This window comes from Phenylobacterium sp. (assembly GCF_044372605.1).
GTDB lineage: Bacteria > Pseudomonadota > Alphaproteobacteria > Caulobacterales > Caulobacteraceae > Phenylobacterium.
Window position 1 is genome coordinate 1 of record NZ_JBILRO010000085.1, and the last position, 12616, is coordinate 12616.

Consider the following 12616-nt stretch of genomic DNA (forward strand, 5'->3'; position numbering starts at 1 on the left):
TGCCGCCGCCGGCGGAGATGTGGGCGGCTACAATCGCGGTTGGCTGGATCCTGGCAACCATGTGATGCGGGTTGCTGGCGAGGCGCGCACCTCGATCCTGACCACGCCGAACGGTCAGCCACCCCGCCGTAAGGAGGGTGCCACCATGCCGCAGCGCCCGCCTGGCGGCGCCTTCGACAGCTATGAGTCGCGATCACTGGGCGAACGCTGCATCATGTCGTTCGGGCGGAACGCGGGGCCGCCGATGCTGGCCAACGGCTTCTACAACAACAACTATCAGTTCCTTCAAACCGCCGAGACCTTCGTGATCGAGGTCGAAATGAACCACGACCTGCGGATCGTGCGGTTGAACGGCAAGCATCGCACCGATGGCGTCCGTCCGTTGATGGGCGATTCCATCGGTCGCTGGGAAGGCGACACCCTGATCGTGGAGACCACCAACATTCCCCAGGCGCAGGCCTGGATGGGATCTTGGAAGGACCTGAAGATCACCGAGCGCTTCACCCGTGTGGGCAAGAACCGCGTTCACTATGCCTTCACAGCCGAAGACCCGACGTTCTGGGACAAGCCCTGGGGCGGCGAGTATGAATTCAGCCCGCTTCAAGGCGTGATCTACGAGTACGCCTGCCACGAGGGCAACTATGCCCTGCCAGGCATTCTGGCCGGGGCCCGCGTCGAGGAAGCCGAAAGGGCCAAAGCCGCCGCCGCCAAGCCGGCCGCGACGGGGTCGGCGAACTAGAACCGCTTTGCGGACAACCAGCCGGCCATGATGCAGGTGGCCTGACCACGGCGATTTCGCCCGCCGGCGGGCCAGCGGTTCCGACGCAACCCCTGTCCGTCCTTGCGCGCGCCCGATCCCGAGCACCGGCCCGCCAAGTCAGCTTGCGGGCGGCTGGATACCGAGCGCCTTGAGGGCGTCGGCGATGGGTATGAAGAAGCCGATGTCACGGCCGATTCCGTCGGGTTCAAGCCGGGCTACCGTCAAGGCCACGATCTGGCCCTTCTCGTCCAGCAGCGGACCGCCTGAATTGCCCTGATCAATGGCGACATCGCTCTGGATCATCGGCAGCCCGTCGATCAGACGCGTACCCGAAACGATACCGCGGGTGAGGGTGTTGGCGAGCGACTTGTCGAGCGGTGTTCCGATAGCGAAGACCGTTTCGCCGAGTTCCAGCGACTTTACCCGGACCGCAATTGGTTGGGCCTTGGGGCTAGTCTTCACAAGCGCGACATCGCGCCGCCGGTCGCTCCCGATAACTTCGCCAATCGTGTCTGTACCGTCTGACCAGCGGAGTCGAACCTTCCCCGAAGATCCTGCGACGTGGTGATTCGTGAGAATGTCGCCGTCTGGGGTTATGAGCACCCCGCTACCCATCGCATCGCCTGCATAGATGGTGACAACGGCATTTGCCGCTTCCTGCAATGATACGGGTTTGGTGGTCTGGAGCGCGAGAGTCCGGTTTTGAGGCCGCGTTTGCGCCTCAACATCAGAGCGTACGGCGAGGGCTTTCTGGAAGTCTTCACTAGCGATCAGCCGACGAATGTTGTCTCGGAACGCTTCATACACCAACCGCTGAGGACTCCCGGCCAGGCCGCGACCGGGCGCGGTGAACCCGCCCCGAGTGTCTATGGTGGCAATGACTCTCGCTCCAAGCTGGGAGTAGACTTCCCAACGTGCATCCATGACCACGTCTCCCACCCATGACATCCAGGGCGTGCTGAACCCACAACCCCGGCACAGCCGTCCCTTCATGTCGCTGACGATGACACCCACCTGCAAGTCAGACGGCCCCTCTTCGCCGAATAGGCTTCGGCCTGCTCCAGCGACCGGAATTCGAGCAGCGATCATCTCCTCGGCAAAAATGGTCTGCACCGTCGCCGGGTCCAATGCATCGTCGGTCTCGGACCATGTCAGGTAATCCACCTCCGAACGGGCTTGCGGAACCAGCACCTCCATCCGCGCCCAGGGCTCGGGCTTGGCCCTGACTATCGCTCGAGCAAACTTGACCGGCTGAAGCTTGAGTTCAGCAGACAACACACTCCTTGCCGCTGGGGGCGGCGCCTTCAGCCTCAGCAGCTCCTCGCGCTCGGCCCCGACCGCCGGTGAGAATAGCGACAGACACGCGGCGAAGGTGATGATCAGACTACGAAAGGTTTGCATGCACGCTCCAAAATTGGGTTTTTCCAATTTGCAACTTAAAACGGATCGTCGTCTACCCTTCGCGTCCAGATCAGGCTAGCCAAGTGTGTTCATGCAAACAAGAACAAATAAAGAACAATCCGGCGCATTGGACACCTCACGGCATCGCCCAAACGCACGTCCGCTTCACCGCCATGTCTTCCAGTTCCCGCGTCGTCTCCACCTGGTATTCCGCCAGCAAGGTCAGGCCCGTACGGGGGAAGTAGCTGCGGCCCGGGTCGCCGATCAGCACGGTGGTGCCGGCGCGACGCGCCTGGGCCAGCCAGGCCAGCACCCGCTCGGCCAACGGTTTCTCGTAGCAGATGTCGCCGGCCAGGATCACGTCGGCCCAGCCCGGCGGGGGCGCATCCAGCAGGTCGATATCGGTGAAGCCGACAACCACGCCGTTGGCCCGGGCGTTGAGCGCCAGCGCCTCACCGCAATAGCCGTCGATATCGGCGGCCAACACCCGCGCCGCACCTGCGCGGGCCGCTGCGATGGCGACGAGTCCTGATCCAGACGCGAAGTCGACCACGGCCTTGCCCGCCACCACGTCGGGATTGTCCAGCACATAGCGCGCCAGCGCCTGTCCGCCGGCCCAGGCGAAGGCCCAGTAGGGCGGTGGCAGGCCGATCTCCAGCAGGGCTTCCTCGGTCAGCTTCCAGATGGGTGTAATCTCGTCGGCCAGGTGCAGGCGCAACTCCGGCGTATGCGGCGGACTTTGCAGGCGCGTGTTCTCGAGGATGAAGGCGCTGCGCGCCGCCGGCGTGGATAGGTCCATCACCCCCCGTCGACGGTTGTGCAGGCCGGGTCAATCGACGTTGGTGTGTCAGCCTGGACCCAAGGGGGGCAACGATGCTGAGTTCGGGCCCGGATGATGCGCTGACCCGGCTGCGCGTCCAGCGTCTGGCCGCGCCACGTCGGCTTACTGGATGAGCGCACGTTCCACGCCGCGGTCCTCAGGCGTCGGACCACCGCCCCGATCGGCCTTGACCGGCTTGCTCGAAGCCTGGCGCAGCACATCGCGATAGCTCGGCGCTGTCAGCATGCCCGCCATAACCCCCTTCGCCTTCAGCAGGCGGTGCGTTCGGGGCAGATTGTAGCAGGGCACAAGCATGAACATGTGATGCTCGCAGTGATAGTTCACAAAGTAGGGCGCGAGGAACATCCGCTCGATCAGGCTGGCCCGGGTGGTGCGCGCGTGACGCAGCGGATCCGGCTCGTCCTTCGCGATGCAGGCGTGTTCGGCGATGTTCCTGAGGCGCGTGACCAGCGGCAGCCAGGTGGCTGAGGGTAGCCACCACAGCACGAACCACGCCCACCAGAAGCCGAACGGCGCTGTGGCCGCGATGGTCACGGCAGCGCCGATGAAGAACCGGGGCCGGCCGCGCACGAACCTGCCGAGGATGCCCAGCACCGATTGATCCGGCGTCCGCTCGGCGATCCGGCGGAACAGCGGCGCCCAGCGTTGCTTGAAATGGGTCTGGCCGGTGAGGTCCCGCAGGATCTTGCGGCGCAGCGACAGGGCCGTGATCGGGAAGGGCGCCGACAGGCCAAGGTCAGGGTCCTCGGCCTGCTGGGCGAACTTGTGGTGCCCCAGATGATAGCTCCGATACTGGCCGAGGCCGCCCGGCGTCAGGTGCTCGCCCAGCCAGTCGTTGACCTTCAGGTCGGGATGCAGCGCGCCATGAGCCGCATCGTGCATCAGGATCGCCAGACCCAGTTGCCGCGCGCCGATGATCATCACGGCCAGGGGAATAGTGATCGGAAACGCCATGGCCATGGCGGCGGCGGCCAGGATCACCAGCCAGGCGTGCGCGATGAGCGCGGGACCCTTCCAGGCCGACTTGCGCGCCAGAGGCGCCCATTCCTCGGTGGAGAAATAGTCCTTCGGAGCAACGCGGGCGGCGGCGGTCATGGGACCAGTGTAACCCTTCCGCTCCGCTCCGTCAGCTACCCGGAACCCAGCTGCCCGCCACGATCGCTGCGAACAGAATCAGCCCCGCCCCGGTGTTGGACCTGAACAGCTTCAGCGCCAGCGCGCCGTCATCGATACGCACGCGACGCGCCTGCAGTCCCAGATGGATCGCCATCCCGATCAGCCCGATCGAGAAGCCGAGCCCCAGACCGGCCACCACGCTGGCGGCCAGCGCGAAGGCCAGCGCAAGAAGATAGAAACTCGCCACCGCCCGGGGGGCTTTCTCTCCAAGCCGTCGCGCGGAGGATTTCACCCCCGCCAGCGCATCGTCCTCAACGTCCTGGATCGCATAGATGGTGTCGTATCCCAGGGTCCAGAACACGCCGGAGGCATAGAGCAGCAGGGCGGGCAGGCTGAGCTGGCCGCTGGCCGCCGCGAACCCCAGCAAGGCGCCCCAGTTGAAGGTCAGCCCCAGCCAGGCCTGCGGCCACCAGGTGATCCGTTTCATGAACGGATAGGCCGCCACCAGCGCCAGGGACCCAACCCCCAATCCAATCGCCAGCGGCGGCAGGCTGATCAGGATCAGGAACGACACCGCACAGCAGGCGGCGACAAACCCCCAAGCCTGCTTTACCGATAACTGCCCCGACGGGATCGGTCGCCCGGCGGTCCGGGCCACCCTGGCGTCGATGTCACGGTCGACGATGTCGTTATAGGCGCAGCCCGCCGCCCGCATCAGCGCCGCGCCCAGGAACACCAGCACCAGCAGCCGCAGATCCGGCAGCTTGCCCTCCATCGCCGCCGCCAGCGCGATCCCCTGCCAGCCGGGCAGCATCAACAGCCAGATCCCCACCGGCCGATCAAACCGCCCGAGCTTCAGCCAGGGCCGGAGTGCCGCGGGCGCGTAGGCATCCACCCAGTTGGTCGGGGCAGCGTCGGGGAGGGGGGCGGAGGAGGTCATTGGCTCGGGGCTTGACACGGCATCCATTACTTAGTCAATTAACTCTCAAGTTAATTAGGAAATTAGTCCCTTGGAGAAGATCTTCGAAGCTCTGGCCTCGACGCCTCGGCGCAAGATTCTGGCGTACCTGTCGGAAGCCGAGTTGACGGCCGGAGAGATCGCGTCCCGTTTCTCGATGAGTAAACCCGCCATCTCCAAACATCTGGCCGTACTGGAAAACGCTGGCCTGGTGACCAGTGAGAAGCGTGGCCAGTTCGTGCACTACGCCCTGGTCCGGGACAATCTGGTCAACACCCTCAACAGTTTTGTTCAGAACGTCTGTCCGGTCTCCGCGCCCCTCAAGAAGGAGAGTGCGGTGATCAAACGCGGAAGCGCGCACGGCGATAGCTAGAAAGCACCCATGGACAAATTGCCCAATGGTGGGGAGCAGGTTGGTTCTGCCCCATCTGATCCTGTCCGCGACCCGCCTTGGTGGCTAGTACTGCTACGGTACACGATCAGCGTCCAGGTCGGCGTTCTGGCAGTCGCTTTGCCCATGCTGCCCTCCATCAATGGCATTGTCGCAGGCGCCGTTCTACCGTTGGCTATTTGCTACGGCATATTTGTCGCTCTTCCAGCAGCGTTGGTTCTTCGGGCCAAAGGTTGGCGTAACGTCTGGGCTGCAATCGGCGTCGGAGCCGCGCTTGGCCTTCTACCTCTTGGCCTTGTCGCGCTCTTCAGCTCTAGCCCCGCTGCGATGGTGCTCTACGTGGCGCAAGGGGCGTGCGCCGGTTTGGCCGCTTGGATCGCTCTGAAGCTTCAGCAGTGGCCGGTAAGACTTCTCCCGCGCCGCCATGCAATCCTTGCGGGCACGATTGTCGCCTGCGCTACCGCCGTGCTGGCCTCGGCCGGAACAGGTCAGGGGCTAAGGCTGATTTACGGCCCTGAGGACCTCACTTGCCACAACATTTTCCGCAATGGTGGCCGGTCGTTTCCTGTCGTGCGTACAGTTCATATCCGGATGGGGCCCGAACAATGGCCTCACTTCCAAAGCGTCTTGAGGCGTATCTCAACTGAACAACAGTGGTCGCTAGCGGACTACTCGCGCTCCGGGACACTCGGCTTGAGCATGTGCCAGGATGTCGGCACGCACTTGAGCATTCAACAATGGACCTGGACCGATCCGCCCCAGGACAACGTGACCATCAGGGTCACTGCGCCGCAAGGCGGCGCCGACTGGCAGCGGCCAACAGACGAGTTGCTGAACACGCTTGCAACTGTGTGGCCGGGTGCGATTACCGTCGAGAGGCCAAGCCCTGACGTGACCGTCCGGACGATCCGGAACTGAGGAGAATCCAAAGGGTGGGAAGGTCCTCAGGGCTCAATCGCAACCTTCGACGGCCTCGCCGCCCACCGGCCAACACGGTTCCTCGACCGTCCCCAGGTGCCCACCTAGGTTCCCGACATTCGAGGCCCAATTGGGGGGTCGTCAGAATGACAGCTGTCGCAATGACGACTTTCCGAACGCGTCTCTGGCCGCTATCGCGTCGTGGGTCTCCGTTTCACTGGCCATCCTGCCCGGGCTGCCTGCCGAAGCGACACCGCGCGTGCTTGCGCATCTGAAGGTGACGGCCAAGGCTCCGTCCCGCCCTCAGCCCTGCGTTTCCTGCCAGCGCTTCAGCGACTCGGCCGGGCCGGCGTAGGCTTCCTGCAGCTCGGCGCTCCAGTAGCGGAGTTGCTCCAGGGGCACCTTCTGGCCAGTGACGGCGCAAAGCACATAGCGGCCCGGGCGCAGCACGGCGAAGTCGCCGTCGCCGTAGTGGAGTTTGGCGAGGTCCTGGGCGGCGAGGGTTCGGTCGTGGGCGTTCATGGGGTGCAGTGTAGCGCGCCGCCGGGGTTCAGAACAGATCACCCTGCGGCGGCGGCTCGGCGCGGGGGCGCGGCCGGGCGGGCCGGGGCGTCGTGGTGCTCTCGCCGTCGATCACAGCCTGGCGGGTGACGCGGTCGCCGAAGGTGATGGCGACGGTCTCGCCGGCCTTGAGCGCCTCGCCCGCGCGGACGAGGCCGCCGTCAGCCCGCGCAACGCGCGCGAAGCCCCGCTGCAAGGGGCGGTCCGGATCGACGGAGGCATAGAGTTTGGCCAGGCTTTCCAGCCGTTCTGACAGGCGCTCCAGCCGCCGATCTATCGACGGGCGCAGCCGGGCGGTGAGGGTGTCGAGGCGGAGCTTCTGGGTTGCCTGCGGGCGTTGCAGCAACAGGGGCGTCAGCCGCGAGGCCACGCGCACCAGTTCGCGTTCATGCACCGCCGCATTGCGGGCAAGACCGGCACCCAGACGGCCCGAGACGATATCGAACCGCTGCTCGGCCAGTCGCAGCAGGTCCGGCGCGCGCCTCAGCGCCCGGTCCGCCGCCTCGATCCGGCCCGACCGGTCATCGACCACGCGCCCACCGGAACGGTGCAGCCGTCCGCCCAGGTCCGACATCAGGCCCTTGAGCTCGGCCAGCACCGGCGTCGCCATCTCGGCGGCGGCCGTGGGTGTTGGCGCCCTTCGGTCCGACACGAAGTCGATCAGGGTGGTGTCGGTCTCGTGGCCCACAGCGCTGATCAGGGGGATCGCGCTCTCGGCTGCCGTCCGCGCCAGGGCCTCGTCGTTGAACGCCCATAGATCCTCCACCGAGCCACCGCCGCGCGCCACGATCAGCACGTCTGGCCGGGGGACCGGGCCGGATCCGTCCAGCGCGTTGAAGCCGCGGATAGCGGCGGCCACCTGGCCCGCGGCGGCGTCGCCCTGCACGACGACCGGCCAGACGATCACCCGGCAGGGCCAGCGGTCGCGGATGCGGTGCAGGATGTCGCGGATCACGGCGCCGGTCGGACTGGTGATCACCCCCACCACGGCGGGCATGGTGGGCAGCGGCTGTTTGCGCGACGGCTCGAACAGCCCCTCGGCCGCCAGCCTCGCCTTCAGCCGCTCCAGCTGGGCCAGCAGGGCGCCGATGCCGGCCGGCTCCATGGTTTCGATGACGATCTGGTAGCGTGAGCCTTGCGGATAGGTGGTGATCTTGCCGGTGACGATCACCTCCAGCCCCTGTTCGGGCCGGACCTGCAGGCCGCGCACCTGGCCTTTCCAGACCACGCCGTCGATGGCGGCGCGCTCATCCTTGATGGTTAGATAGACATGGCCATTGGAGTGGTTGGTGACCTTGGAGAGCTCGCCCCGCAGGCGCACAAATCCATAGGCGTCCTCCAGCGTCCGCTTCAGCGCAAAGGCCAGCTCCGAGACGGAGTAGGGTTTGGCGTTGCCGGTTTCTTCTGGGGTCAGGGCGACGTCGGTCATGCGGCCCGCCTCTCGGGCATACGGCAGATGTTCCAAAGAGAAAGGGACGCATCCGGCGCCTCAAGCAGCAGCTGCCACCTCGGCTCCAGACACGTCCCCCATCCCCAACGGATTGGTCGTCCGCGCGGTCTGGCGGATTTCAGATGTAGCGGCGCAGGCTGCGGGCCAGTTCGGCGGCGCCGGACTTCTTCTTGGTCTGCACCGGCTGATAGGCGATCGTGGCGTGCTCGTGGCAGTAGGGGCCGGTCTCTTCCGAGCGGCGGCCGCAGAAGGTGAAGTTGTCCATCGAGGGATCGCCGATGGGCCATTTGCACATGTGGGCGCCCAGGGTGAGGACGGTGGCGGTGCCGGGGGCTTCATCCACATAGCGCACCGGCGTCGGCGGCACGGGGCTGGTGGAGACCGGCTCTGCGATCCGGCGCGGGGCCGATGGCGCCGCCACGGCGACGCGGGCGGGGCGCGGGGCCTTGAAGGTGGTCCGCTGTGGCTTCGACGGCGTGGCGCGGCCCGACAGGCCCAGCCGGTGTACCTTGCCGATCACCGCATTGCGGGTGACGCCGCCCAGTTGCTTGGCGATCTGGCTGGCGGACAGTCCGTCCTGCCAGAGCTTCTTCAGAAGTTCGACCCGTTCGTCGGTCCAGCCCATGGTCTTGCCTCCCAGCCCACGGCGCGCATCAGGCGGCGCCGACATCTACATCTTGTGGCACCCAGCGGTCTCGTCGCTCAGCAACCACCATCACTAGTAAACAACTCCCTAACGGCCACAATAGGCGCCATCGCTATCATCCACAGGAACTAGATATAGTGTCGGCAAACCCGGCTCTTGCACGTTCGCCGCGCCCGGCGCACACCTTGGCCATGCGAGACATGCCAACCGCCGACACCGCCCTGCCGCCCGTGCCCCGCGTCTATCAGGGCGTGAACTGGGAGGGGCTGAAGACCCTGTACTTCCGGGAGATCCGCCGTTTCATAAAGGTGGGCACCCAGACCCTGGCCGCGCCGGTGGTGACGGCCCTGCTCTACATGCTGGTGTTCGTGGTGGCGGTGGGCGGCGGGCGCGAGGTGCACGGCGTGGCGTACGGAACCTTCGTGGCGCCGGGCCTGATCATGATGCAGATCCTCTCAAACGCCTTCGCCAATTCGTCGTCATCGCTGCTTCAGGCCAAGTTCAACGGCATGATGGGCGACTTCATGACCCCGCCGCTGACGCCGGGCGAACTGGCGATCGGGTTCGGCGCCGGCGCCGCCACCCGCGGCATCCTGGTCGGACTGGTCACCCTGCTGGCGGTGATGCCCTTCGCGCGTCTGCCGATAGCCCAGCCCTGGGCCGTGCTTTACTTCGGGGTCGGCGCGGCGCTGATCATGGCCTTCATCGGCATCATGGCCGGGCTGTGGGCCGAGAAGTTCGACCACATGGCGGCGGTGACCAACTTCGTGATCATGCCGATGACGTTCCTCTCAGGAACCTTCTATCTGGTGGAAAAGCTGCCCGAGCCGTTCCGCACGGCCAGCCACTTCAACCCGTTCTTCTATTTGATCGACGGTTTCCGGTTTGGCTTCACCGGCATGGCCGACAGTTCGATCACCATCGGCGTGGTGATGACGGCGGTCCTAACCCTCAGTCTGGGGTGGGTCTGCCTGTGGATGTTCCGGACGGGCTACAAGATCAAGACCTAGATGTGAGCTCACACTTAGGCGTCGACCATCACGGAGGCCCAGGCAAGCGCCACCTCTTTCTCAGCGGGCGCGAACGCCTTGGCTTCGACGTGCGGCAGGATGGCGCCCATAACGCTGACCATGGCCTTCAGCCAAGGCTCGTCCGTGACGATGGCGATGCGCGGAAACCGCTTCCACAGGCCCAAGTGAGACATGTGGAACTTCAGGTCGTGCACCAGGGCCTCGGCTGTCATGGTTTTGAAGTCGGTCATGTCGGCATAGAGACCCAAGTGGCGATGGCTCTTGAGCTTATGTTCCAGCGCTCTGGCGGCAACATCGTAGTCCTCGGCGGTCATGACGCCGTCGAGACGGTAGGCCAGGACGTGGTCGGGTGATTTCAGGGTCTCGATCATGGCAGCCTCCATCGTCTCATCAGAGGATGATCTCCGGACTGTCCGGTCGAATTGCGCTGGGTCAAATCGCATCACATTTGTCGCGCGGGAGGCCTGGATGAAGCTCGCGCTCTGTGGTTCTACGCCCTGACGATTGACTTCGTCACATTCCAAGACGAAAACGCAAAGCCTTCCGGTCCCCGCTGCCCAGCGCTGCGGGGACGCTTCCATTCTGGAGGGTCTTTCAGTGGCCGATCAGTCCGCGCCGCCTGTTCCCAGCGATCACATCATGGGTGTCTACAGCCGCACCCAGCTGGCGTTCGAGCGAGGCGAGGGCGTGCGTCTCTACACTACGGACGGGGTCGCCTATCTGGACTGCATGGCGGGTATCGCGGTCACCGCGCTGGGCCACAGCCATCCCAAGCTGATCCAGGCCGTGAAAGATCAGGCCGAGAAGCTCTGGCACACCTCCAACATCTTCACGATCCCCCAGCAGGAGAAGCTGGCGACGGCGCTGACGGACGCGACCTTCGCCGATGTGGTGTTCTTCACCAACTCCGGCGCCGAGGCCATCGAGTGCGCCATCAAGACGGCGCGCAAGTATCACTGGGCCCGGGGCAACCCGGAGCGGATCGACATCATCGGTTTTGACGGTTCGTTCCATGGCCGGACGCTCGCGGCAGTCAACGCCTCGGGCAACGCCAGCTATCTGGAGGGCTTTGGTCCGCCGATGCCGGGGTTTGTCCACCTGCCCTACGGCGATCACGAGGCGCTGAAGGCGGCGATCGGCCCCACCACCGCGGCGATCCTGATCGAGCCGGTGCAGGGCGAGGGCGGCGCGCGCGCCTTGCCGGACGTCTGCATGCGCGGCCTGCGCCAGCTGTGCGACGAGGCCGGGATCCTGCTGATCTACGACGAAATTCAGTGCGGCCTGGGCCGGACCGGCAAGCTGTTCGCCTACGAATGGGCCGAGGATGCGGCGCCGGACATCATGGCGGTGGCCAAGGCGCTGGGCGGCGGGTTTCCGGTGGGCGCCTGCCTGGCCACGGTCAAGGCGGCCGCAGGAATGACGCCCGGCTCCCACGGCTCGACCTATGGCGGCAATCCGCTGGCCATGGCGGTGGGTCTGGCGTCGCTGGAAGAACTGGTGAAGCCGGAGCTGCTGGCCCACGTGCGCGAGGTGGCCGGCTACTTCAACCAGCAGCTGACGGGGCTCAAGGACCGCTTCCCCGATGTCGTGGTCGACATCCGCGGCAAGGGCCTTCTGATCGGCATCAAACTGGCGACCCCCAACCGCGAGTTCATGCAGCATGCCCGGGACCGGCACCTGCTGATCGCCGGTGGCGGCGACAACTGCGTGCGCCTGCTGCCGCCGCTGACGCTCACCCTGGAAGAGGCGCGCGAGGCGATGGCCAGTCTGGAACACGCCTGCGAGGCGGCTCAGGCCAAGGCGAAGGCGGCGTGAGCGCGCCGTCGCCCCGGCATTTTCTGGATCTCTCGCGGATTGACGGCGCAGATCTGCGGCGGATCCTGGAAGACGCCAAGGCCCGCAAGGCCGCCCGTGCGGGTTGGCCGAAGGGCAAGCCTGACGCGGATCGCCCCGCCGAAGGCCGAACGCTGGCGATGATCTTCCAGAAGAACTCCACGCGGACCCGCTTCTCGTTCGATGCGGCCATGCGTCAGCTGGGCGGGGACGTGATCATTTCCAACGCCGTCGATATGCAACTGGGTCGCGGTGAGCCGATCGAGGACACCGCGCGCGTGCTGTCGCGAATGGTCGATGCGATCATGATCCGAGCCAATTCTCACGAGGATGTCGAGCGTTTGGCCATGTGGTCGTCGGTCCCGGTGATCAACGGACTGTCGGACAAGGGGCACCCCTGCCAGATCCTGGCCGACCTGATGACCTTCGAGGAGCACCGGGGACCGGTCACCGGCAAGACCCTGGCCTGGGTAGGTGACGGCAACAACGTCTGTTCCAGTTTCATCCACGCTGCGCCGAAGCTGGGGTTCCGGCTGAATATCGCAACGCCGGCGATCTTCCATCCGGACATGATGGACCTGGCCCGGGCCGCCGAGCAGCAGGGCACGATCACCACAGGTCATGACCCCTACGACGCTGTGCGCGGCGCCGACTGCGTGATCACCGACACCTGGGTCTCCATGGGCGACACTGACCATGACGAGCGGGTC

The 12616-nt window shown here is 65.5% G+C and carries 14 protein-coding genes; 6 read left to right on the forward strand and 8 right to left on the reverse strand.

The annotated features are described in order from the left end of the window. On the forward strand, positions 1-739 hold a 739-nt coding region (locus tag ACIQ42_RS08920; protein WP_397421848.1), incomplete at its 5' end, for a hypothetical protein. 138 nt (positions 740-877) lie between these two features. On the opposite strand, the gene ACIQ42_RS08925 is transcribed toward ACIQ42_RS08920, so the two are convergent. The 4 genes from ACIQ42_RS08925 to ubiA form a co-directional block, all read right to left on the reverse strand. Then, entirely contained in the window at positions 878-2188 is a 1311-nt protein-coding gene (locus ACIQ42_RS08925) for a S1C family serine protease (protein WP_397421849.1), read from the reverse strand. 109 nt (positions 2189-2297) lie between these two features. Continuing rightward, a complete protein-coding gene (locus tag ACIQ42_RS08930) occupies positions 2298-2960 on the reverse strand; it encodes a class I SAM-dependent methyltransferase (RefSeq protein ID WP_397421850.1) in 663 nt (220 codons plus the stop codon). A gap of 144 nt (positions 2961-3104) precedes the next feature. Further along, positions 3105-4097, reverse strand: a complete 993-nt coding sequence (locus tag ACIQ42_RS08935; RefSeq protein WP_397421851.1) for a fatty acid desaturase family protein — start codon at positions 4095-4097, stop codon at positions 3105-3107. A gap of 31 nt (positions 4098-4128) precedes the next feature. After that, positions 4129-5058, reverse strand: a complete 930-nt coding sequence (gene ubiA / locus ACIQ42_RS08940; protein ID WP_397421852.1) for a 4-hydroxybenzoate octaprenyltransferase — start codon at positions 5056-5058, stop codon at positions 4129-4131. 70 nt (positions 5059-5128) lie between these two features. On the opposite strand from ubiA, the gene ACIQ42_RS08945 reads away from it, so the two are divergent. Both ACIQ42_RS08945 and ACIQ42_RS08950 read left to right on the forward strand, forming a co-directional pair. Next, the gene (locus tag ACIQ42_RS08945; RefSeq protein WP_397421853.1) at positions 5129-5449 is read left to right on the forward strand and encodes a metalloregulator ArsR/SmtB family transcription factor; all 321 of its coding nucleotides are present in this window, start codon (positions 5129-5131) and stop codon (positions 5447-5449) included. A gap of 9 nt (positions 5450-5458) precedes the next feature. Beyond that, positions 5459-6385, forward strand: coding sequence for a hypothetical protein (locus ACIQ42_RS08950; protein WP_397421854.1), 927 nt, complete (start codon positions 5459-5461; stop codon positions 6383-6385). A gap of 303 nt (positions 6386-6688) precedes the next feature. On the opposite strand, the gene ACIQ42_RS08955 is transcribed toward ACIQ42_RS08950, so the two are convergent. From ACIQ42_RS08955 to ACIQ42_RS08965, 3 genes are all read right to left on the reverse strand, one after another. Further along, positions 6689-6907, reverse strand: coding sequence for a DUF2093 domain-containing protein (locus ACIQ42_RS08955; protein ID WP_397421855.1), 219 nt, complete (start codon positions 6905-6907; stop codon positions 6689-6691). A gap of 28 nt (positions 6908-6935) precedes the next feature. After that, a complete protein-coding gene (gene xseA, locus ACIQ42_RS08960; protein WP_397421856.1) occupies positions 6936-8375 on the reverse strand; it encodes an exodeoxyribonuclease VII large subunit in 1440 nt (479 codons plus the stop codon). A 139-nt stretch (positions 8376-8514) separates the two neighbouring features. Further along, the gene (locus ACIQ42_RS08965; RefSeq protein WP_397421860.1) at positions 8515-9021 is read right to left on the reverse strand and encodes a GcrA family cell cycle regulator; all 507 of its coding nucleotides are present in this window, start codon (positions 9019-9021) and stop codon (positions 8515-8517) included. Between the two features lie 212 nt (positions 9022-9233). On the opposite strand from ACIQ42_RS08965, the gene ACIQ42_RS08970 reads away from it, so the two are divergent. Continuing rightward, positions 9234-10052, forward strand: coding sequence for an ABC transporter permease (locus ACIQ42_RS08970; protein ID WP_397421861.1), 819 nt, complete (start codon positions 9234-9236; stop codon positions 10050-10052). A gap of 14 nt (positions 10053-10066) precedes the next feature. On the opposite strand, the gene ACIQ42_RS08975 is transcribed toward ACIQ42_RS08970, so the two are convergent. Further along, on the reverse strand, positions 10067-10444 hold the full coding sequence (locus ACIQ42_RS08975) for an STAS/SEC14 domain-containing protein (RefSeq protein WP_397421857.1): 378 nt from the start codon (positions 10442-10444) through the stop codon (positions 10067-10069). Between the two features lie 226 nt (positions 10445-10670). Between ACIQ42_RS08975 and ACIQ42_RS08980 the strand changes: the two genes are divergently transcribed. Both ACIQ42_RS08980 and ACIQ42_RS08985 read left to right on the forward strand, forming a co-directional pair. After that, positions 10671-11888 carry an aspartate aminotransferase family protein gene (locus tag ACIQ42_RS08980; protein ID WP_397421858.1) on the forward strand — a complete coding sequence of 406 codons (1218 nt, stop codon included), beginning with the start codon at positions 10671-10673 and terminating at the stop codon, positions 11886-11888. Then, a partial coding sequence (locus ACIQ42_RS08985; protein WP_397421859.1) for an ornithine carbamoyltransferase occupies positions 11885-12616 on the forward strand: 732 nt, incomplete at its 3' end. The genes ACIQ42_RS08980 and ACIQ42_RS08985, both read left to right, overlap by 4 nt.